Annotated in this window: 21 protein-coding genes; 7 read left to right on the top strand and 14 right to left on the bottom strand. The window is 61.2% G+C overall.

Going from position 1 to position 21,899, the window contains the following annotated elements; all coding sequences use genetic code 11:
• Positions 1-53: 53 nt before the first annotated feature.
• The 8 genes from pdxJ to lptF form a co-directional block, all read right to left on the bottom strand.
• Positions 54-797 (bottom strand): pyridoxine 5'-phosphate synthase, encoded by a 744-nt coding sequence (gene pdxJ, locus EIY71_RS24120; protein ID WP_064382428.1) that lies wholly within the window; start codon positions 795-797, stop codon positions 54-56.
• A 205-nt stretch (positions 798-1,002) separates the two neighbouring features.
• A complete protein-coding gene (gene recO, locus EIY71_RS24115; protein ID WP_085747010.1) occupies positions 1,003-1,692 on the bottom strand; it encodes a DNA repair protein RecO in 690 nt (229 codons plus the stop codon).
• A 168-nt stretch (positions 1,693-1,860) separates the two neighbouring features.
• The gene (era, locus tag EIY71_RS24105) at positions 1,861-2,763 is read right to left on the bottom strand and encodes a GTPase Era (protein ID WP_039769512.1); all 903 of its coding nucleotides are present in this window, start codon (positions 2,761-2,763) and stop codon (positions 1,861-1,863) included.
• On the bottom strand, positions 2,756-3,445 hold the full coding sequence (rnc, locus tag EIY71_RS24100; protein ID WP_011332589.1) for a ribonuclease III: 690 nt from the start codon (positions 3,443-3,445) through the stop codon (positions 2,756-2,758). Before rnc ends, era begins: the two co-directional genes overlap by 8 nt.
• Before the next feature lie 182 nt (positions 3,446-3,627).
• Positions 3,628-4,482: a signal peptidase I gene (gene lepB / locus EIY71_RS24095; protein ID WP_011332588.1), complete on the bottom strand. Its 855-nt coding sequence runs from the start codon at positions 4,480-4,482 to the stop codon at positions 3,628-3,630.
• A gap of 9 nt (positions 4,483-4,491) precedes the next feature.
• Positions 4,492-6,288 (bottom strand): translation elongation factor 4, encoded by a 1,797-nt coding sequence (lepA, locus tag EIY71_RS24090; RefSeq protein WP_039769508.1) that lies wholly within the window; start codon positions 6,286-6,288, stop codon positions 4,492-4,494.
• A 172-nt stretch (positions 6,289-6,460) separates the two neighbouring features.
• Positions 6,461-7,522 (bottom strand): LPS export ABC transporter permease LptG, encoded by a 1,062-nt coding sequence (gene lptG, locus EIY71_RS24085; protein ID WP_039769506.1) that lies wholly within the window; start codon positions 7,520-7,522, stop codon positions 6,461-6,463.
• Entirely contained in the window at positions 7,515-8,636 is a 1,122-nt protein-coding gene (lptF, locus tag EIY71_RS24080) for an LPS export ABC transporter permease LptF (RefSeq protein ID WP_134023432.1), read from the bottom strand. Before lptF ends, lptG begins: the two co-directional genes overlap by 8 nt.
• Positions 8,637-8,944: 308 nt before the next feature.
• On the opposite strand from lptF, the gene EIY71_RS24075 reads away from it, so the two are divergent.
• The 5 genes from EIY71_RS24075 to rlmF all read left to right on the top strand — a co-directional run bounded on the left by EIY71_RS24075 (position 8,945) and on the right by rlmF (position 15,526).
• Complete coding sequence (locus EIY71_RS24075; protein ID WP_085747009.1) at positions 8,945-10,435, top strand: leucyl aminopeptidase; 1,491 nt, start codon at positions 8,945-8,947, stop codon at positions 10,433-10,435.
• Positions 10,436-10,495: 60 nt separating this feature from the next.
• Positions 10,496-10,924, top strand: coding sequence for a DNA polymerase III subunit chi (locus tag EIY71_RS24070; protein WP_085747008.1), 429 nt, complete (start codon positions 10,496-10,498; stop codon positions 10,922-10,924).
• An 8-nt stretch (positions 10,925-10,932) separates the two neighbouring features.
• Positions 10,933-11,325: a DNA polymerase III subunit chi gene (locus EIY71_RS24065; protein WP_134023430.1), complete on the top strand. Its 393-nt coding sequence runs from the start codon at positions 10,933-10,935 to the stop codon at positions 11,323-11,325.
• A gap of 198 nt (positions 11,326-11,523) precedes the next feature.
• Positions 11,524-14,370, top strand: a complete 2,847-nt coding sequence (locus tag EIY71_RS24060; protein ID WP_085688963.1) for a valine--tRNA ligase — start codon at positions 11,524-11,526, stop codon at positions 14,368-14,370.
• Between the two features lie 133 nt (positions 14,371-14,503).
• The gene (rlmF, locus tag EIY71_RS24055; RefSeq protein ID WP_085747006.1) at positions 14,504-15,526 is read left to right on the top strand and encodes a 23S rRNA (adenine(1618)-N(6))-methyltransferase RlmF; all 1,023 of its coding nucleotides are present in this window, start codon (positions 14,504-14,506) and stop codon (positions 15,524-15,526) included.
• A 123-nt stretch (positions 15,527-15,649) separates the two neighbouring features.
• Here rlmF and EIY71_RS24050 read toward each other — a convergent pair whose 3' ends face one another.
• Complete coding sequence (locus tag EIY71_RS24050) at positions 15,650-15,931, bottom strand: HU family DNA-binding protein (RefSeq protein ID WP_003221909.1); 282 nt, start codon at positions 15,929-15,931, stop codon at positions 15,650-15,652.
• Between the two features lie 396 nt (positions 15,932-16,327).
• Here EIY71_RS24050 and yejK point away from each other — a divergent pair, with 396 nt between their 5' ends.
• Together yejK and EIY71_RS24040 are read left to right on the top strand one after the other, a co-directional pair.
• Positions 16,328-17,332: a nucleoid-associated protein YejK gene (yejK, locus tag EIY71_RS24045; RefSeq protein ID WP_007957356.1), complete on the top strand. Its 1,005-nt coding sequence runs from the start codon at positions 16,328-16,330 to the stop codon at positions 17,330-17,332.
• On the top strand, positions 17,332-17,682 hold the full coding sequence (locus EIY71_RS24040) for a glutaredoxin family protein (RefSeq protein WP_085747005.1): 351 nt from the start codon (positions 17,332-17,334) through the stop codon (positions 17,680-17,682). Before yejK ends, EIY71_RS24040 begins: the two co-directional genes overlap by 1 nt.
• A 31-nt stretch (positions 17,683-17,713) precedes the next feature.
• Here EIY71_RS24040 and EIY71_RS24035 read toward each other — a convergent pair whose 3' ends face one another.
• The 5 genes from EIY71_RS24035 to EIY71_RS24015 all read right to left on the bottom strand — a co-directional run bounded on the left by EIY71_RS24035 (position 17,714) and on the right by EIY71_RS24015 (position 21,796).
• On the bottom strand, positions 17,714-18,649 hold the full coding sequence (locus EIY71_RS24035) for a glutathione S-transferase family protein (RefSeq protein WP_129973003.1): 936 nt from the start codon (positions 18,647-18,649) through the stop codon (positions 17,714-17,716).
• Positions 18,650-18,926: 277 nt separating this feature from the next.
• Positions 18,927-19,229, bottom strand: coding sequence for a GIY-YIG nuclease family protein (locus EIY71_RS24030; RefSeq protein WP_085747003.1), 303 nt, complete (start codon positions 19,227-19,229; stop codon positions 18,927-18,929).
• Positions 19,230-19,268: 39 nt separating this feature from the next.
• Entirely contained in the window at positions 19,269-19,742 is a 474-nt protein-coding gene (locus EIY71_RS24025) for a nuclear transport factor 2 family protein (RefSeq protein ID WP_085747002.1), read from the bottom strand.
• 100 nt (positions 19,743-19,842) lie between these two features.
• Positions 19,843-21,147: a CynX/NimT family MFS transporter gene (locus EIY71_RS24020; RefSeq protein ID WP_134023428.1), complete on the bottom strand. Its 1,305-nt coding sequence runs from the start codon at positions 21,145-21,147 to the stop codon at positions 19,843-19,845.
• Positions 21,137-21,796, bottom strand: coding sequence for a FadR/GntR family transcriptional regulator (locus EIY71_RS24015; RefSeq protein WP_007957343.1), 660 nt, complete (start codon positions 21,794-21,796; stop codon positions 21,137-21,139). The genes EIY71_RS24020 and EIY71_RS24015 overlap by 11 nt, the downstream gene beginning before the upstream one ends.
• Positions 21,797-21,899: the final 103 nt, after the last annotated feature.

Raw genomic sequence — 21,899 nt, 5'->3', positions numbered from 1 at the left:
CCCATCCCCAATACAAATGTGGGAGCAAGTTTGCTCCCACAGGATGTTGAAACTTAGTGTTTGGCAGCCGCCAGAATCAACGCCTTCATCTCCGACACCGCCGACTTGAAGCCGACGAACAACGCGTGCGCCACCAGTGCGTGACCGATGTTCAGCTCGTTGATGCCCTTGATTGCGGCAACCGCCTCGACGTTGTGATAGTGCAGGCCATGGCCGGCATTGACGATCAGGCCCTGGGCCAGACCGAAGGCCACGCCGTCCGCCACACGCTTGAGCTCTTCAGCCACTTCGGTGGGCGTTTCGGCATCGGCGTAACGCCCGGTGTGCAGCTCGATAGCCGGGGCACCGACGCGCTTCGACGCAGCGATCTGCCGCTCGTCGGCGTCAATGAACAGCGATACCTCGCTGCCGATCTTCGACAGACGCTCGACAGCCGCCCTGATCCGCTCTTCCTGCCCCGCCACATCCAGACCGCCTTCGGTGGTCAATTCCTGACGGGTTTCCGGCACCAGGCAGATGTGCGCCGGGCGAATGCGTTCGGCGAACGCCATCATTTCTTCGGTGACGCCCATTTCGAAGTTCATGCGGGTTTGCAGCACGTCCTTGAGCAGCAGCACGTCGCGCTCCTGAATGTGCCGGCGATCTTCGCGCAGATGCACGGTGATGCCATCGGCGCCCGCCTCTTCCGCGTCCAGCGCAGCCTTGACCGGATCCGGATAGCGCGTGCCACGGGCCTGACGCAGGGTGGCGACGTGGTCGATGTTCACGCCAAGAAGAATGCGATTGCTGGTGGTCACGGATGCGCTCCTGAATGGAAAGATTCGGCGCACAGCATACACGGTGAAGGGTCTGTTGACGTCTGGGCGCGGCGGCGACGGGATGCTCACTGAGCACAGGGCAAGGCGCGAGGAACGAAGTTTGGTTTCCCCAAATGAGTTCCGAGCAACGCAGCCTTGGGCGCAGTGAGCGCCCGTCGCGCCGTGCCCAGACGTCAACAGACCCTTAGGGCTTGCGAAACAGCTCGCGACTGACCAAGGGACGACCGCCCAGATGCACGGCCAGCGCTTGTCGCATCAAGCGCTTGGCGGCGGACAACGCGCCTGGGGCCGACCAGTCGGCTTCGGCCATGGCCAGCAGTTCGGTGCCGTTGAACAGACCGGGTTGCAGCAGGTAGACCCGTTCGAGTCCGGCATCCACCTGCAAGCGATAGAGACCGTCCGCAGCGACAGGCTCGTCGTTGATGTCGGTATTCAGGGAAAAGCCATAACCAAGGTCGTCGAGCAGCCGCCATTCGAAAGAACGCAGCAACGGTTCCAGCGGCCGGCCTTCGGCCAATGCCAGCAAGGTCGCGGCGTAATGATCGAACACCGCCGGGTGCGGATCTTCGGCGGGCAGCAGGCGAATCAACAGTTCATTGAGATACAGGCCGCTGAACAGCGCCTCGCCGACCATCCACGTTGCGTTGCCGACACTCTCCATGCGCCCGACGTTCTTCAACTCACCCTTGCCGCGAAACTCCACTTCCAGCGGCACGAATGGCCGCGCCAATGTCCCGGCCTTGCCCCGCGCACTGCGCAACACCGCCCGCAGCCGACCTTGCGGCGTGAGGAAGTCCACCAATGCGCTGGTTTCGCGGTAGGCGCGGGAGTGGAGGACGTAGGCGGGTTGGGCGGGAGGCGGGCTTTGCGACATTGAGTTCTCGATGACGAAACGCAGTTTTACACACACCCCAAAACTACTGTGGGAGCGGGCTTGCTCGCGAAAGCGGTGAATCAGTCAAAGTATATGTCGACTGATACGGCGCATTCGCGGGCAAGCCCGCTCCCACAGGGGGTTCTCTGGTGTAGCAGAAAACCGGTGTTACAGGTCGCCGTAACCCAGCGAACGCAGCGCACGCTCGTCGTCGGACCAGCCGCCCTTCACCTTGACCCACAGATTGAGCATGATCTTGGAGTCGAACAGCAGCTCCATGTCCTTGCGCGCCTCGGTGCCGATGCGCTTGATGCGCTCGCCCTTGTCGCCAATGATGATTTTCTTCTGGCCGTCACGCTCGACGAGGATCAGCGCATGGATGTGCAGCGTCGCACCCTGCTGCTTGAACTCTTCGATTTCCACAGTGATCTGGTACGGCAGCTCGGCGCCGAGCTGGCGCATGATCTTCTCGCGCACCAGTTCGGCGGCGAGGAAGCGGCTGCTGCGGTCAGTGATCTGGTCTTCCGGGAAGAAGTGATCGTTCTCCGGCAGATGATCGGCGATGACCTTTTCCAGCGCATCGAGGTTGTGCCCGTGTTGCGCCGAGATCGGAATGATCTGCGCGTTCGGCAGCTGTTCCTGCAACCACGACAGATGCGGCATCAGCTCGGCCTTGTCTTCGATGCGGTCGGTCTTGTTCAGCGCGACGATCAGCGGGCCGGTCACGTACTGCACGCGCTCCAGCACCATCTGGTCTTCTTCGGTCCACTTGGTGCGGTCGACCACGAAGATCACCACGTCGACGTCTTTCAACGCCGCCGAAGCGGTCTTGTTCATGTAACGGTTCAGGGCTTTTTCGCCACCCTTGTGCATGCCGGGGGTGTCGACGTAGATCGCCTGCACGTCGCCCTCGGTCTTGATCCCGAGCATGTTGTGGCGAGTGGTCTGCGGCTTGCGCGAGGTGATCGCCAGCTTCTGGCCAAGGATGTGGTTCAGCAGCGTGGACTTGCCCACGTTGGGACGGCCGACGATGGCAACATAGCCACAGCGCGTTGCGTTTGTATCAGTCATTGCCATTCTCCACACCCAGGGCAATCAGTGCTGCGGCGGCCGCTACCTGTTCGGCAATACGACGGCTCACACCCTGACCCCGGCTTTTTTCATTCAATAGGACAACTTCGCACTCGACGAAGAAGGTACGGCAGTGCGGCTCGCCCTGGATATCCACCACTTCGTAGCGCGGCAGTTCGCAGCCGCGCGATTGCAGGAATTCCTGCAGGCGGGTCTTCGGATCCTTGTTGGTATCGACCAGCGTCAGACCTTCGAACTCGCCGGCCAGCCAGGCCAGTACACGTTCGCGGGCGACTTCCATGCCGGCGTCGAGGTAGATCGCACCGATCAGCGCTTCAAGGGCGTCGGCCAGAATCGACTCGCGACGGAAACCGCCGCTCTTCAATTCGCCGGACCCCAGACGCAGGTAATCGCCCAGATCGAAACCGCGGGCCAGCACCGCCAGCGTCTCACCTTTTACCAGCCGTGCGCGCAAACGCGACAACTGGCCTTCGCGAGCCAGCGGGAAACGGTCGAACAAGGCTTCGCCGGCAACAAAGTTGAGGATCGCATCGCCGAGGAATTCCAGACGCTCGTTATTGCGTCCGGCAAAGCTGCGGTGCGTAAGGGCCAGGACCATCAGTTCCTGATCCTTGAAGGTGTAACCGAGCTGACGCTCGAGACGGCTTAGAGAAACGCTCACGGTTTACCCACGCTGAGTTCGTGGCTGGATTCCACTGCCATCGCCGGGATACGGCGCAGGCCTGGGACAATTAACGCTGTGTTCAAAAATGACGTCCTGAATATCGTGGCTTCATGCCCCGGAGCCGGTTGTGCCGACGCCAGAAATGCATTCGGCGCTGTGGTCAACAGCGCCGTGTTTGTTTACTTGATCAGGCCGACCCGCGAGAAGTTCGGCAGGTGGCTGAGTTTCGGTTCCGGCCAGCTCATCCAGACCGCGAAGGCCTTGCCGACGATGTTCTGGTCGGGAACCATGCCCAGCAGATCCTTGGGAATGTTCGGATCATCCCAGTAGCGACTGTCGTTCGAGTTGTCGCGGTTGTCGCCCATCATGAAGTAGTGCCCGGCCGGCACGGTCCAGGTATGGTCCGGCGTGGCGCGGTAGCGGCTCATTTCCTTGCGGATCAGGTGCTCGGCGACGCCGAGTTTTTCCTTGTAGAGTTCCGCGCTGCCCAGGGTGCCCGGCTCGGAGCCGACCAGTTGTTCGGCAATCGACTCGCCGTTGACGAACAGGCGCTTGTCGGCGGTGTACCGCACGGTGTCGCCCGGCAGGCCGACCACACGCTTGATGTAGTTGACGTTCGGGTCGCTCGGGTAGCGGAACACCATCACATCGCCGCGCTGCGGGTCACCGACTTCGATGATCTTCTTGTCGATCACCGGCAAACGGATCCCGTAGGAAAACTTGTTCACCAGAATGAAGTCGCCGACGTCCAGGGTCGGTTTCATCGAGCCGGACGGAATCTGGAACGGTTCCACCAGGAACGAACGCAGCACCAGCACGATGAACAGCACCGGGAAGAACGACTTGCCGTACTCGACCAGCAGCGGTTCCTTGTTCAGCTTCTCGACCACCACCACATCAGGCTGGCTGACGCTGCCCTGATAGGAGGCGATGGCGGCACGCCGACGCGGTGCCAGGATCAACAGATCGAGCAACGCCAACAGACCGCAGACGAACACGGCAATGACCAGCAACAGCGGGAAATTTAGTGACATAGGACCTGACTATTCCAACCTGAGCACGGCGAGGAAGGCTTCTTGCGGGATTTCCACGTTGCCGACCTGTTTCATGCGTTTCTTACCGGCCTTCTGCTTCTCAAGCAGTTTTTTCTTACGGCTGACGTCGCCGCCGTAGCACTTGGCCAATACGTTCTTTCTGAGTGCCTTGACGGTTGTCCGGGCGACGATCTGACCGCCAATGGCAGCCTGGATGGCCACGTCGAACATCTGACGAGGAATCAGCTCTTTCATCTTCTCGGTCAACTGGCGACCTTTGAAGTGCGAGTTGTCACGGTGCACGATCAGCGCCAGAGCGTCGACCTTGTCGCCGTTGATCAGCACGTCCAGTTTCACCAGATTAGCCGATTGGTAACGATCGAAATGGTAGTCCAGCGAAGCATAGCCGCGGCTGGTGGATTTCAGACGATCGAAGAAGTCCAGGACCACTTCGTTCATCGGCAAGTCGTAGGTCACTTGCACCTGATTGCCGAGGAACAGCATGTCGACCTGCACACCGCGTTTCTCGATGCACAGGGTGATGACGTTGCCCAAGTGTTCCTGCGGTACCAGGATGTTGGCGCGCACGATCGGCTCGCGCATGTCTTCGATCGACGAGACGTCCGGCAGCTTCGACGGGTTGTCGACGTAAATCGTTTCACCGGTTTTCAGCACCAGTTCGAAGATTACCGTCGGCGCCGTGGTGATCAGGTCCAGGTCGTATTCGCGCTCCAGGCGCTCCTGGATGATCTCCATGTGCAGCATGCCGAGGAAGCCGCAACGGAAGCCGAAGCCCAGTGCGTCGGAGCTTTCCGGGGTGTATTGCAGCGACGAGTCGTTCAGGGTCAGCTTCTGCAGCGCTTCGCGGAAGTCTTCGAAGTCGTCGGAGCTGACCGGGAACAGACCGGCGTAAACCTGCGGCTGGATGCGTTTGAAACCTGGCAGCACCGGAACGTCCGGGGTGGAGCTCAAGGTCAGGGTGTCACCGACCGGCGCACCGTGAATGTCCTTGATGCTGGCGATGATGAAGCCCACTTCGCCGGCCTTCAGGTCAGCGGTGGCGGTGTGTTTCGGGTTGAACACGCCGACGCTGTCGACCAGGTGCACCTTGCCGGTGGACTTGACTAGGATCTTGTCGCCCTTCTTCACACGGCCATGACGCACGCGCACCAGGGAAACAACGCCCAGGTAGTTGTCGAACCAGGAGTCGATGATCAACGCTTGCAGCGGATCTTCGATGTTGCCGGTCGGCGCAGGAATGGTCGCGACCAGACGCTCGAGCACTTCGTCGACACCCAGGCCGGTCTTGGCGCTGCAGGTGACGGCGTCGGTGGCGTCGATGCCGATGATCTTCTCGATCTCGTCCTTGACGCGATCAGGCTCGGCCTGTGGCAGGTCGATCTTGTTCAGGACCGGCATGACCTCGAGGCCCTGCTCGATAGCGGTGTAGCAGTTGGCCACGGACTGGGCTTCAACGCCCTGCCCCGCATCGACCACCAGCAGCGCACCTTCACACGCGGCCAGGGAACGGCTGACTTCGTAGGTGAAGTCGACGTGGCCCGGGGTGTCAATGAAGTTCAGCTGGTAGGTGACGCCGTCTTTGGCCTTGTAATAGAGGGTAACGCTGTGGGCCTTGATGGTGATCCCGCGTTCGCGCTCCAGATCCATGGAATCCAGTACCTGGGCTTCCATTTCACGCTCGGCCAGGCCACCGCACATCTGGATGAAACGGTCAGCCAGCGTCGACTTGCCATGGTCAATGTGGGCGATGATGGAGAAATTGCGGATATGACTCAAATCACTCACGGATCAACACTCAAAAAGGCTGCAGGCTTGGCCCGCCGAAAAATAGCCGGGAATTGTACCTGATACACGGCGCAAGCGTCACGTTCGCCTGTCACCCTGATTGCATGCAAAAACGCCCCGATCTGATGACCGAGGCGTTTTCAAGGCTAAAGAGTGGGTGAAACCTTGTTCATCAACCGGCTCGACGCAACAGCCAGACACCCGCCAGCGCACACACGCCAGCCGGCACCAGCACCGCGAACAGCGGCGAGAAGCCGAAGACCAGACTGGATGGACCCAGCAGATCCTGAACGATTCGGAAGGTGAAGCCCACCAGCACACCGGTGAAAACCCGCTGACCGAGAGTCACCGAACGCAACGGACCGAAGATGAAGGAAATCGCCATCAGCACCAGCGCGGCGGTCACCAACGGCTGCAACACCTTGACCCAAAATGCCAGCCAGTAACGACCGTTGCTCAGACCCTGATCAGCCAGATAGTGGATGTAACCCCACAGACCGGTGATCGACAGCGATTCCGGCGCCATCACTACAGTGCTCAGCAATTGCGGGCTCAGCGAGACATCCCAGCGCTCGACCGGCGTGTTGACCACTTCAGTGCTGCGCTCGTGGAATTTGGTGGTGGTCACGTCGGTCAGCTGCCAGTGATCGGTGTCGAACTCGGCGCGTTTGGCGAAGCTCGAGCTCAGCAGGTGACGCTCTTTGTCGAAGTGATAACGAGTCACGCCGTACAGGCGACCGTTGGGCTGTACGGAGTTGATGTGAATGAACTCCTCGCCTTGACGGTGCCACATGCCGTGCTTGGCGCTTTGCGCGTCGCCGCTGCCTTGCGCCAGCGAACGGTTGGCCTGGGCCATGCTTTCGGTGGCCGGAGCCACGTACTCGCCGATCAGCACGCCGGCCAGCATCAGCACCAGCATCGGCTTCATCACCGCCCAGACGATGCGCCCGATGGACACACCGGCTGCGCGCATCACGGTCAGTTCGCTGCTGCTCGCCAGACTGCCGAGGCCGATCAGGCAACCGATCAGCGCCGCCATCGGCAGCATGTCGTAGAGCCGACGCGGCGCGGTCAGGAGCACGAAGCTCAGAACGTCGACCAAGGTGTAGGTGTCACTGACGTCGCCCATCTCGTCGATGAACGCAAACAAGGTTGCCAGGCCGAGAATGATCGCCAGCACTGCGATGATCGCCATGAACACGCTGCTGCCGATGTAGCGGTCGAGTTTAACCACGGGCCACCTCCAGCGCTGCGCTGCGACGGCTCGCCAGTTTCAGGCGCAGAGGTTCCCAGTACAGCAGGCCGAGGCCGATGACCAGGAAGATCGCGTGGACCCACCACAAGCCGAGCGCCGGTGGAATCTTGCCTTTCTCGAGGGCGCCGCGGGCGGCAATCAGGATGGTCAGGTAAGCCATATAAAGAAGAATCGCCGGCAGCAGCTTGAGGAAACGCCCCTGACGCGGATTGACCCGCGACAGCGGCACCGCCATCAGGGTCACGATGAACACCAGCAACGGCAGCGACAGGCGCCATTGCAGTTCGGTTTTCGAGCGGATGTCATCGCTGCCCAGCAGAGACGAGGTCGGCATGGCGTCACGGTCGGTGACTTCCTCGCTGACATCCGGCTTGGGCAGCAGCACGCCGTAGGTTTCGTAGTGGATGGCGCGATAGTTGGCCTGACCCGGGCTGCCGTCGTAGCGGTAGCCGTTGTCGAGGATCAGGTAGCGGTTGCCGTCGGGACGCACTTCCTGACGCCCCTTTTCCGCCACCAGCACGGAAATCCCGCGATCTTTCTGGTTGGCGCCGAGGTTCTTCTGCGAGATGAACACGCTGCCAAGATTAACCCGATCATCGCTCAGGGTTTCGGTGTAGGTCACCCGCGTACCGTCGCGCAGGGCCTGGAAGCGGCCGGGCTCGAGGGTGTCGAACTCGGTCAGGGCGTCCTGCTTGTTCAGCAGCAGCTGGAACTGGTTGGCGCCTTGCGGGGCCAGGCTCAGGCTCAGCCATGCAACCACCAGCGCCACCAGGGTGGCCGGAAACAGAGTCATGCGAAGCAGACGCTGCTGGCTCATGCCGGTGGCCGAGAGCACGGTCATCTCGCTTTCCAGGTACAACCGGCCGTACGCCAGCAGGATCCCGAGAAACAGGCCCAGCGGCAGAATCAGTTGCAGGAAGCCCGGCAGACGGAAGCCCATGATCAGGAACAGCGATCCCGGATCGAGCTGGCCTGCGGCGGCCTGGGCAAGGTATTTGATGAAGCGACCGCTCATGATGATGACCAGCAGCACGGCGCTTACCGCACTCAGGGTCAACAGGACTTCGCGGGACAGATAACGGAAGACGATCAAACCAGACACTCCAGGGTTGTCAGGCTAAGGCGGCCAAACAAGCAAACGTATCGACGGGCCCGCAAGGCAGAGCCGTCGAAAAAAGATGCGGCATTATCCTGTGATTGAGGGCGCCTGTCACTGCGCACACTCACGCAAGCGTGCAATCCGTTGAAGATCGTACTACCGAGGGTTGTCAGGCGCGGTGAGCGAGGTTCAAACTGCCGCCTCTGTCGCAGGCACTGGCCTGCGCCTCTTCTCTCTATAAGCAGGCGACGGCGGGCACCGTCGAACGCCTGCGTGTTGACCATTCATTCAGGGATCCGGACATGGAACTGGTTGTAAAAAGCGTTAGCCCAGAAACGTTGAAAACCGCCACCCTGGTGGTTGCCGTCGGCGAAGGCCGCAAACTCGGTGTTGCCGCCAGGCAGGTCGACGAACTGAGCGGTGGCGCCATCAGCGCCGTGCTCAAGCGTGGCGATCTGGCCGGCAAGGTCGGCCAGAGCCTGTTGCTGCACAGCCTGCCGAACCTGAAAGCCGAACGCGTGCTGCTGGTCGGCGTGGGCAAGGATGAAGAACTGGGCGACCGTCCGTTCCGCAAGATCGTCGCCGGCATCCTCAACACCCTTAAAGGCCTGGCCGGCAGCGATGCCGTCCTGGCACTCGATGAAATCATCGTCAAGAACCGCGACAGCTACGGCAAGACCCGCCTGCTGGCCGAAACCCTGGTCGACGGCGAATACACCTTCGACCAGTTCAAGAGCCAGAAAGCCGAACCGCGGGCCCTGAAGAAGATCACCCTGCTGACCATCAAGGCCGCTCAGGCCGAAGTGCAGCGCGCCGTGAACCACGCCACCGCGATCGCCAACGGCATGGCGTTCACCCGTAACCTGGGCAACCTGCCGCCGAACATCTGCCACCCGACTTTCCTCGGCGAGCAAGCCAAGAACCTCGGCAAAGAGTTCAAGGATCTGAAAGTCGAAGTCCTCGACGAGAAGAAGATCAAGTCGCTGGGCATGGGTTCGTTCTACGCCGTCGGCCAGGGCAGCGCCCAGCCGCCGCGCCTGATCGTCATGCAATACAACGGCGGCAAGAAATCCGAGAAGCCGTACGCACTGGTTGGTAAAGGCATCACTTTCGACACCGGCGGCATCAGCCTGAAACCGGGCGCCGGCATGGACGAAATGAAGTACGACATGGGTGGCGCCGCCAGCGTGTTCGGTACTCTGCGCGCCGTGCTGGAACTGAAACTGCCGATCAACCTGGTGTGCATCCTGGCTTGCGCCGAGAACATGCCGAGCGGCAACGCTTCGCGTCCGGGCGACATCGTCACCACCATGAGCGGCCAGACCGTGGAAATCCTCAACACCGACGCCGAAGGCCGTCTGGTGCTGTGCGATGCCCTGACCTACTCCGAGCGCTTCAAGCCGCAAGCGGTAATCGACATCGCCACCCTGACCGGTGCCTGCGTCGTTGCGCTGGGCGCCCACACGTCGGGCCTGCTGGGCAACAACGACGAGCTGATCGAGCAACTGCTGAGCGCCGGCAAGGCTGCCGACGACCGCGCCTGGCAACTGCCGCTGTTCGATGAATACCAGGAGCAGCTGGACAGTCCGTTCGCCGACATCGCCAACATCGGCGGTCCTAAGGCCGGCACCATCACCGCTGCCTGCTTCCTGTCGCGCTTCACCAAAAACCTGAACTGGGCGCACCTGGACATCGCAGGCACCGCCTGGACTAGCGGCGGCAAGGACAAGGGCGCCACTGGCCGTCCGGTTCCGCTGCTGACCCAGTACCTGCTGGACCGCGCCAAAGCCTGAAACCGATGACTGCGAGCGGCGCCTCTCTTGAGGGGCGCTGCTTGCAGCTCAGGAACCGCAATGACCAAAGTCGACTTTTACATCCTGCCCAGCGCCGATCCTTCGGCTCGCCTGGACTTTGCCTGCAAGCTCACCGATAAAGCCTGGCGCATGGGCCATCGCATCTACCTGCATTGCAGCGATGCCGCCCAGCGTGATGATCTCGATGCGCGACTGTGGGCTTTCAAGGGCGAAACCTTCGTGCCTCACGGCCCGGCTGAAAGCGAACCGGAAGGACTGATCGTGTTGGGACTGGGCGAGGACTGTGGCCAGCACGCGGACTTGCTGGTCAACCTCGATCTGAAAGTCCCGGTTTTCGCCAACCAATTCGCCCGGGTGGCGGAGGTTGTGGTGGAAGATCCGGCGATTCGCACTGCGGCGCGGGAGAGTTTCCGTTTCTACCGCGAACAGGGCTATCCTCTGCAAGACCACCGTTTACAGCGACTCTGAGTACGCCGATGGACACTCCAAAACCGCTGCAAAAACCCGCGCACCTGCTGGATGACCTCGAGTCGATCCGCCAGCTGCTCGGGGATGACAACCTGCAACCGCCACTGCTGACCGACACGGTCGATGATGGCGAACAGGAACAGATTCCGATGTTGTTCGATTCGGTCGACAACGCACCGCAAGCCGTCGAAGCTGCACCCGCGCCGACGCCAGCCCCGCAGCCTGCCGCTGCGCCTGTGGATAAAGGCCCTGACGCCCTGCTGCACCTGGACAGCGAACTGCGCGCCGCGGCGCAACTGATCATGCAGGACGTGATCGACGACTTCGCTCCGCACATCGAAACGGAAATCAAACGTCGCCTCGAGGCGCGGATGGAACGGCTTCTCAGCCAATACGAATAATCCCCAATCTCCTGTGGGAGCTGACCCGCCAGCGATAGCATCACTGCGGTTTTCCTGAAAAACCGCGGCGCCTGCATCGCTGGTAAGCCTGCTCCCACATTTAAGTCTCCACCCGGCCCGCCCCGCTCGCCCTGCGCCCCATGCCCCGCTATACTTCCCGGCTTTTCCTGAATAAATGCCAATAGGGTCCCGCCGCGCATGGATAAGACCTACCAGCCGCACGCCATTGAAACTTCCTGGTACAACACCTGGGAGTCCGAGAACTACTTCGCCCCGCAAGGCGCGGGCGACTCCTACACCATCATGATCCCGCCGCCGAACGTCACCGGCAGCCTGCACATGGGTCACGGTTTCAACAACGCGATCATGGACGCCCTGATCCGTTTCCGTCGCATGCAGGGTCGCAACACCCTGTGGCAGCCGGGCACCGACCACGCCGGTATCGCCACGCAGATGCTGGTGGAGCGTCAACTCGAAGCCCAGGGCCAGAACCGCCACGATCTGGGCCGGGAAAAATTCCTCGAGAAAGTCTGGGAGTGGAAGGATCAGTCCGGCGGCAACATCAGCCGTCAGATCCGCCGTCTCGGCTCGTCCGTGGACTGGAGCCGCGAGCGCTTCACCATGGACGACGGCCTCTCGGAAGCCGTTAAAGAAGCCTTCGTGCGCCTGCACGAAGACGGCCTGATCTATCGCGGCAAGCGCCTGGTCAACTGGGATACCAAACTGCACACGGCGATTTCCGACCTCGAAGTGGAAAACCACGACGAGAAAGGTTTCCTGTGGAACCTGAAATACCCGCTGGCCGACGGCGCGAAAACCGCTGAAGGCAACGATTTCCTGATCGTCGCGACCACCCGTCCGGAAACCATGCTCGGCGACTCCGCCGTCGCGGTGAACCCGAACGACGAGCGCTACAAAGCCCTGATCGGCAAATTTGTCGAGCTGCCGCTGGTCGGCCGCCGCATCCCGATCATCGCCGACGATTACTGCGATCCTGAATTCGGCACCGGCTGCGTGAAAATCACCCCGGCCCACGATTTCAACGACTACGAAGTCGGCAAGCGCCACAACCTGCCGCTGCTGAACATCTTCGACAAGAACGCCAACGTGCTGCCGGCAGCGCAAGTGTTCAACCTCGACGGCACGCTGAACGACAGCATCGACGGCAAGATTCCGGCCGAATACGCCGGTCTCGAGCGTTTCGAAGCGCGCAAGCAGATCGTTGCCGCATTCGACGCCGCCGGCCTGCTGGTGAGCGTCGACGACCACAACCTGAAAGTACCGAAAGGCGACCGCTCCGGCACCGTCATCGAGCCGTGGCTGACCGACCAGTGGTACGTTTCCACCAAGCCGCTGGCCGAGCCTGCGATTGCTGCCGTTGAAGACGGCCGTATCCAGTTCGTGCCGAAGCAGTACGAAAACATGTACTTCTCGTGGATGCGCGACATCCAGGACTGGTGCATCAGCCGTCAGCTGTGGTGGGGCCACCGGATTCCGGCCTGGTACGACGAGTCAGGGAAGGTCTACGTCGGTCGCGACGAAGCCGAAGTGCGCGCCAAGCACAACCTCGGTCCGGACGTTGCGCTGCAACAGGACAACGACGTTCTCGACACCTGGTTCAGTTCGGGCCTGTGGACGTTCTCCACGCTGGGCTGGCCGGAAAAGACCGAGTTCCTGAAGAAATTCCACTCCACCGACGTGCTGGTCACCGGTTTCGACATCATTTTCTTCTGGGTTGCCCGGATGATCATGCTGACGATGCACCTGATCAAGAACGAGGATGGCACGCCGCAGGTTCCGTTCAAGACCGTTTATGTGCATGGTCTGGTGCGTGATGGCCAAGGCCAGAAGATGTCCAAGTCCAAGGGCAACGTCCTGGACCCGCTGGACATCATCGACGGTATCGAGCTCGAAACCCTGGTGCAGAAACGCACTTCCGGTCTGATGCAGCCGAAACTGGCGAAGAAGATCGAGAAGCAGACCCGCGACGAGTTCGCCGACGGCATCGCCAGCTACGGCACCGACGCCCTGCGCTTCACCTTCTGCTCGCTGGCGTCCACCGGCCGCGACATCAAGTTCGACATGGGCCGCGTCGAAGGCTATCGCAACTTCTGCAACAAGATCTGGAACGCCGCGCGTTATGTTCTGGACAAGGGCGAAGACTGCGGCCAGAACGGCGAAGCCTACGAGCTGTCGCTGGCGGACCGCTGGATCATCTCGCAACTGCAACGCACCGAAGCCGAAGTGACCCGTCAACTGGATCAGTTCCGTTTCGACCTGGCGGCGCAAGCGCTGTACGAGTTCATCTGGAACCAGTACTGCGACTGGTACCTGGAACTGTCCAAGCCAGTGCTGTGGGACGAAAACGCGCCGGTCGAGCGTCAGCGCGGCACTCGCCGCACGCTGGTTCGCGTACTGGAAGTGGCGCTGCGTCTGGCGCATCCGTTCATGCCGTTCATCACTGAAGAAATCTGGCAGCGCATTGCGCCGCTGGCCGGCATTCAGGGCAAGACGATCATGCTGCAAGCGTGGCCGGTGGCCAACGAAGAGCGCATCGATCCGGCGGCCGAAGACGACATCGAATGGCTCAAGGGCCTGATGCTCGGCACGCGTAACATCCGTGGCGAAATGAACATCGGCCCGGGCAAACCGCTGCCGATCTACCTGAAAAACGTCACCGCTGAAGACCAGCGCCGCCTGACCGAGAACGAAGCGCTGCTGAAGAAGCTGGCGCGTCTGGAATCGATCACCGTACTGGCCGCCGGCGAAGAAGCGCCGCTGTCCGCCACCGCGCTGGTTGGCGAGATGGAAGTGCTGGTGCCGATGGCCGGTCTGATCGACAAGAACGCCGAGCTGGCGCGTCTGGACAAGGAAATCCTGCGTCTGCAGGGCGAAGTCCAGCGGGTTGGCGGCAAGCTGTCCAATGCCGGTTTCGTTGACAAGGCCCCGGCCGAAGTCATCGAGAAGGAACGCGCCAAACTGGCCGAAGCCGAGCAGGCTCTGGCCAAGCTGGCCGAGCAGCACGCGCGGATTGCCAGCCTGTAACGGCAAATCGCACTGAAAAAGGGAGGCCCGCAATGGCCTCCCTTTTTTGTGCCCGGCACTTTTCCGGCCAACAACACGGCTCCCTGTGGGACAATAGCCGCCACTTTCAGCCCTACCCGAATCGACCACGCCCATGAACGCCCCACGTACACCAAAACCTGCGCGCAAGAAGCCTGACTCCGCCACCCCGGCCAAGCCCGTGGCGCCGCGTAAAGAGGCCAGCCTGCACCCGCGCAATCGCCATCAGGGTCGTTACGACTTCCCGGCGCTGATCAAGACCACGCCGGAACTGGCGAAGTTCGTGATCACCAACCCGTACGGCAAGGAAAGCATCGACTTCGCCAGTCCCGATGCAGTGCGTGTGTTCAACCGGGCGTTGCTCAAATCGTTCTACGGCATCCAGCATTGGGACATCCCGGCCGATTATCTGTGCCCGCCGGTGCCGGGCCGCGCCGACTACATCCACTTCCTGGCTGACCTGCTGGCCAGCAACAACGACGGCGTGGTTCCGCGCGGTGCCATCGTCAACGTGCTGGATATCGGCATGGGCGCCAATTGCGTGTACCCGCTGATCGGTAACAGCGAATATCGCTGGCACTTTCTCGGCTCGGAGATCGATCCGACCGCCGTGGCTGCTGCCAGGGCCATCGTCCAGTCCAACGACCTGAACAAGGTCATCCAGTTGCGCCAGCAGGAGAACCGCAAGCACATCCTGATCGGCCTGCTGGAGCCCGGCGAGCGCTTTGACCTGACCATGTGCAACCCGCCGTTCCACGCATCGATGGAAGAAGCCACCAAGGGCAGCGAGCGTAAATGGCGAGCCCTGGGCAAGGCCGATCCGAAACGCAAACTGCCGGTGCTGAACTTCGGCGGTCAGTCGGCCGAGCTGTGGTGTGAGGGCGGCGAAGCGCGTTTCGTGACGCAACTGATCGCCGAAAGTGCGAATTTTGCGCACAAGGTGTTGTGGTTCAGCACCCTGGTCTCGAAAGCTTCGAACCTGCCTGCCATCGAAACCGCACTGAAAAAGGCCGGCGCGCTGGAAAGCCAGGTGGTGGAAATGTCCCAGGGGCAGAAACAGAGTCGCTTCGTCGCCTGGACCTTCCAGACCAAGTCCGAACAGCAGATCTGGCGGCGCGAACGCTGGGTTCGCAAGTAAGACGTTTCAACCGGGGCGGCGCTTGAGCGCAAAGCAGCCGCCGCCACTGCTGAAACACAATCGGCAGGCACAAAAAAACCGTGCCCGGATCGCTCCGGTGCACGGTTTTTTTATCGCTGCGTCTTACTTGTTCACAGCGTCGGTCAGGCCTTTGGCCACAACCAGCTTGATCACTTTCTTGGCAGGGATTTCGATGGCAGCGCCAGTCGATGGGTTACGGCCAGTGCGGGCAGGACGCTCGGTCACTTTCAGCTTGCCGATACCTGGCAAGGTGATTTCGCCGCCGTTTTCCAGCTGATCGGCAACGATTTGGCCCAGTTGGTCCAGAGCGTTACGCGCGGTGGTTTTCGGCGCGTCGATAGCTTCAGCGATGTCGGCGATCAGTTGGTCTTTAGTAAGAGCCATGTAGTGTTCCTTCCCTATCAAATTCATATGGATTGCAGAGTGCAGTGTCAGCCATCGAGCCCGATCTTCTGGATCTGGCACCCTCGGCGATAACCACGACGAGTCGGGGTTATAGATGCCGAAATCAAGGTTTGGTTCGACCTGACAAAAGCTGAATGCATGCTTGTCGCGGTGACTTCGCACAAGACCGGGCAAAACTAGCACAGAGACAAGGAAATATCCGCCTCTAGCTAGCCAAATGGTCAGGTTTATTGCGCTAAATCGGTAAATAAATGCATAAGGGTCGTCGGGTGACCCGGATTTGCCCTTCACCCCGCGCCAAATCCAGTGGTTGCGGTACACTGAGCGCTTTTTCGGGGGAGCCCGCCCTCCTCCCTTCCACCAGCCGAGAAGCCTATGCCGATCCGTCATTGCATCGTCCATTTGATCGACAAAAAACCCGACGGCACACCCGCAGTCCTGCACGCCCGTGACTCCGAACTGGCTGAGTCCGCAGCCATCGAGAACATGCTCGCCGATCTCAACGAGAGCTATAACGCCAAACAGGGCAAAGCCTGGGGCCTGTTCCATCCGGAGTCCGGTGCGTTCCCGTTCAGCGGCTGGCTGAAGGAGTACATGGAAGGCGGCAAGGACTTCACCGCGTTCAGCAAAGTCGCGGTCGAACACCTGCAAAAGCTGATGGAAGAGTCGAACCTGTCGGTCGGCGGCCATGTGTTGTTCGCCCACTATCAGCAAGGCATGACCGATTACCTGGCCATCGCCCTGCTGCACCACAGCGAAGGCGTGGCGGTGACCGATCAACTGGACGTGACCCCGTCGCGCCACCTCGACCTCGGTCAACTGCACCTGGCGGCGCGGATCAACGTTTCAGAGTGGCAGAACAACAAGCAGTCCAAGCAGTACATCTCGTTCATCAAGGGCAAGAACGGCAAGAAGGTTTCGGAGTACTTCCGCGACTTCATCGGCTGCCAGGAAGGCGTCGATGGCCCGGGCGAAACCCGCACCCTGCTCAAGGCCTTCAGCGACTTCGTCGAGAGCGAAGACCTGCCGGAAGATTCCGCCCGCGAGAAGACCAAGACCCTGGTCGACTACGCCAGCAGCCAGGCCAAGCTTGGCGAACCCATGGGCCTGGAAGAACTCTCGGAGCTGATCGACGAAGAGCGCCCGAAAGCCTTCTACGATCACATCCGCAACAAGGATTACGGCCTGTCGCCGGAGATTCCGGCGGATAAACGCACGCTCAACCAGTTCCGCCGCTTCACCGGTCGCGCCGAAGGCCTGTCGATCAGCTTCGAAGCCCACCTGCTGGGCTCGAAGATCGAATACGACGAAGAGGCCGGGACGCTGGTCATCAAAGGCCTGCCGACCTCGCTCACCGATCAGTTGAAGCGTCGCAACTGATGCTCGGCAATGTGCTGAAAAAGGTTCTGCTGGTTCTGCTGGTGGTCGTGGTCTATCAGAACTGGGGCAAGATCGAGCGGGTCTTCAACCCGTCGCAGATGGCGTCCGAGCAAGTCCGCGCCAACGCCCATGTCGTGCTGTACGCCACGGACTGGTGCGGCTACTGCAAGCAGACCAAGCGCTTTCTCGATCAGAAAGGCATTCCGTTCAAGGAATTCGATATCGAGAAGGATGCCGAGGCACGCAAGGTGTACGAAGCGCTGGGCGGGCGCGGGATCCCGCTGATCGACGTCAATGGCACGTTGATTCGCGGATTTGATCCGGACGAGATTCTCGCTGCACTGAAATGAACGAGGGAGCCAATCGGCTCCCTCAGTTGTTTCAGCGTTTCTCGATCCGGAAACCGAAACGCGGGAAGTGCACATGCACCAACCCGCCTCGCTCGTCTTCACGGCGCAGGATTAGCTCCTCGCGACCGGCAAACACCAGCTCACCGGCCACCGGATCTACACCGTAGTCTGTCGCTGCGACCAGCACCTGCTGACCTGCCAAGAACCCGTTCGGATCAGTGAACTCTTCGTCCGGCAACGCCGCCGGCGTCGAGCTGCGCGCGATCTCCAGTGCCTCCTCCGAGCTCATCTCGCTGGCCGCGCCATGGCCGAAGCCGAGCACACGCCCCAGCCACGCCGACACTGCCGGGTAAGCATCCACCAACGGTGCCGTCACGTGCGTGGCCTTGAGGAACCACAGCGGATGGGCCATGGCGAAGTCGGCAATCGACGGCTCGCCGAACAGGAAGTCACCGTCTTCGCGCTGCAACTGTTGCTCCAGACGCGCCATGAGTGTCGGCCAATTGTGCTTGGCCTGCTCCGCTGAAAGCTTGGTTGCGCTGCCACCACTGAACAGTCCGGCCCGATCGACAAGGAACGCCTTGATCGCTTCCGGCGGCAATTTGCCGAAACGCACTGCCACCGATTCCGGCTGGAACACCAGGCTCACCGCGTGCTGGAACACCACCGAATCGGCCCAGGCGGCAAAACTGGCGGCAATCATTTCCTGACCTTCCGGGAAGAACGAAGGCTGAGCCTTCTCCTGCTCGAGGCGGCGGGCGATCAGCGCGGTGTCGCAATAGATGTCGGCGCCGATCTGCAGCACCGGAGTCTTGCGGTAGCCACCTGTCAGGGCGGTCAGGTCCGGTTTCGGCATCACCGGCGAGATGTGCACCGAGCGCCAGGACAGGCCCTTGAAACCCAACAGCAGCCGGGCCTTTTCGGCGAATGGAGAGGTCGGGTAATGATGCAGAATCAACTCGGACATGCTCGGCTCCGCCGCACAGAAAGTGAGCCAGCAGCTTAGCGCGCAATTCGTTCGCAGCCTACGGATCCGGCTGATGGGAACTGATCAGTCAGGTTGATAATGGGCGCAAAGGCGAATAGTCTTCAGCTGCGCCAGTGTATCCAGTGAGATGCAATAACCCCCGGCCGCAAACCGAGGTTTATAGAAAAAACCGCCTGCAAGGGCGGTTTTTTCTTGCCTGTCGTTTATGCAACGTGCCGCCTCCACGAGAGGGATATCTAAAAGTTCGAGGGCTCATTCAGTCGTGCCGATAAGACGCCACCAGACATTCCTTCGCACTCTTCCTGAGCTTCTTGATCAACCGCTCCTGGCGCAACGCGTCACCCTTGTCGCGGCAACGCTCGGTGTAGACCAGCGCCATCGCCGGGCTTGAGAGAAAGAACCGTGCGCCCTTGCCGCTCTGGTGCTTGGCGAAACGGCGCACGGGATCATCGCTGATCCCGCAGTACAGCGAACCGTTGGCGGCGCGTACGAGGTAGACGAACCAGGACTTGCTCACTGGAACGTCGGCATCGAGAGGATTTTCGCTAAGGCTGGTCACGGGACAATTCAGGCGTGAGGAAAACAGGCCGCGATCTTATCAGCGACTTGCTTGAAAAGCCTTCAGCCCTTTCAGCGCCTGGGCGCGGACGGCGTTGCGCACCAGCGGCGTCCAGCCAAGGAGCAGGCCCTTGAAGCCCAGCGCCTGGCGCGACCAGCGCCACAGGTCGAAGTAGTCGTGGTGTTCGCAGATCTTGCCGTCACGGAAGACGAAACGTGCCTGGATGTCGTTGATGACGATGTTGCCGGTCTGACTGAACAGGTACGTCGCTACCCAGTGGGCGCCGCCGCTGCGCTCGTCGGCGCGGACGTTGTCGAAGGTCAGGGAGAAGTCCTTGGCCCGGGTAGTGAGCATGCGCCACATGTCGCCGGCATCGCGGCCGCGCAACTCGCCGAAGGCCGGATCGCTGAACACAACGTCGTCGGTGTAGCAGGCGGCCATGGCCTCGGCGTCGAGGCGCTGGAAAGCCTGGTAGAAACGGGTGATCAGGGCGCTGTGGGCTTCTTCACTCATGGGCAATCTCCAGGAAAGGTACAGATTGCCAGCACGATAATCCGCAAACGCCCGAAACACTATCGGCATTCGCATTCCGAATACCGACAGTGTGTGCGTATCAGACCTTTTCGCTGACCACCTGCACGTACAACGCACGTCCGGCACCGAGGCCGGCGAGGATTGCCCCGGCACCGATAATGCCGAAGATCCAGCCCACGGCGTTCCAGCCTCCGGTCCAGTCATGCACCACGCCGACCGCGAACGGCCCCATGGATGCGAGGGTGTAACCGAAGCCCTGGGACATGCTCGACAGGTTCGCCGCGACATGGGAATCCCGTGAGCGAAGCACGATCAGGGTCAGCGCCAGGCTGAACGTACCGCCCTGCCCCAGGCCCAGCAGGATCGCCCAGCCCCACAACCCTTCGATCGGCGCATAGAGGCAACCGAACAGACCGCCGAGGGTCAGCGCCATCACCACCACGATCGCCAGCCGCTGATCCTTGCCGCGCGTGGCCAGCCACGGTGCCGCCAGGGAGCTGGCGAGCTGGATGATCACCGAACCGGACAGCACCAGGCCGGCCTGGGTCGGCGTCAGCCCGCGACCGATAAGGATCGACGGCAACCAGCCGAACACGATGTAGGCCAGCGACGATTGCAGGCCCATGTACAAGGTCACCTGCCAGGCCAGCGGATCACGCAACAGACCACGCACTCGATACGCGACATTGTGCGCGCCGTGCTTCTGGCCGATTTGCGGCAGCCAGAACACTGCCGCCACCAGCGCCGGAATCACCCAGAAACCCAGACCCATGGCCCAGCTGTGGTCGAAGTGCTCGCTCAGCGGCACGCTGGAGCCCGCCGCCATCGCCGCGCCCAGACACAGAGCCATGGTGTAGACACCGGTCATGGTGCCGGCATGCTTGGCGAAGTCACGCTTGACGATGCCCGGCAGCAACACGCCGATGATGCCGATGCTCGCGCCGCCCAGTACGCTGCCGGCGAACAGACCGATTTCACCGAAATTGCTACGCAGGATGATGCCGCCGGCCAGTGTCAGAAGAATTCCCAAGACCACCCGCTCGGCACCGAAACGCCGCGCAAGTATCGGGGCCAGCGGAGCGAACAGACCGAGGCAAAGCACCGGCAATGTCGTCAGCAATCCTGCCTGAGCAGCTGACAAGCCAAGGCTTTTCGACACCTCACTGAGCAGCGGCGCCATGCTCGACAGCGCCGGTCGCAGGTTCAGCGCCACCAGAATCAACCCCAGCAGCAACAGCCACGGGCGACGCACCAGCGGATGGCTTTGCTGCACCTGCTCGTCATCGGCTTCGGCGTCGATCAACAACTCTTCGAGCTCGGCCTTGCGAACGGGTGCTGGGGAGGCTTCTGGGCGGGACATGGTTTTCTCGGTTTCAAGGTTCATTGATCAACTGCCTCGACAGGGCTTTGGCCCGCTCCGGATCGCGCTGCTCGACGGCCTCAAGCAAGGCGACGTGCAAATCGAAGACTTCCTGTCGACGGGGGACGATGTTCAGGGTCTGGCGCAATTGCGCGCCAACGATGCTGGAAAAATAGCGATACAGCTCGCTGAGGGTCGGGTTGTGCGCGGCATCCACCAGACGGCGGTGGAAGACCAGATCGCAGCGGATGTAACTGTCGAGGTCGCCGTGGTAGTGGCTGCCGGCGACACCCAGCGCCTCGCGCAACGCGACGAGGTCTTCATCGGTCCGGCGCAAGGCCGCCAGGCCGATGGCCTCGACTTCAAGGATGTGCCGGGTTTCCCGGGCCTGGTCCAGCGAGCATTTGGACAGCGCCTTGAGCGTGTCCATCGGATCGACCACCGCCCGCAGGTAACTGCCGTCACCCTGACGGATTTCGATCAACCCGGAAAACGCCAGCACCCGCATCGCCTCGCGCACGGTGTTGCGGCTGATGCCGAGCTCGGCACACAGCTCGGGCTCGGTCGGCAAACGCTGACCGACCTGCCACGTGCCATCGGTGATGCGCTGGCGCAATTGATCCAGGGCCTGATCGACCAGGGATCGCTTAATAAGTGGAGAAATGTCTGACATTGGATTCGCCCTTTCATCCAATCATGGGATGAATTTTCTGACATGTTAGTCAGCTCCTTGTAGGACAGCAACCACCTAGGGTCAGAGAGGGGCAAATGGAGCG

The sequence above is a fragment of the Pseudomonas sp. CH235 genome (assembly GCF_004368175.1).
Classification (GTDB): domain Bacteria; phylum Pseudomonadota; class Gammaproteobacteria; order Pseudomonadales; family Pseudomonadaceae; genus Aquipseudomonas; species Aquipseudomonas paraglycinae.
This window is presented reverse-complemented; position numbering and strand designations above follow the sequence as displayed.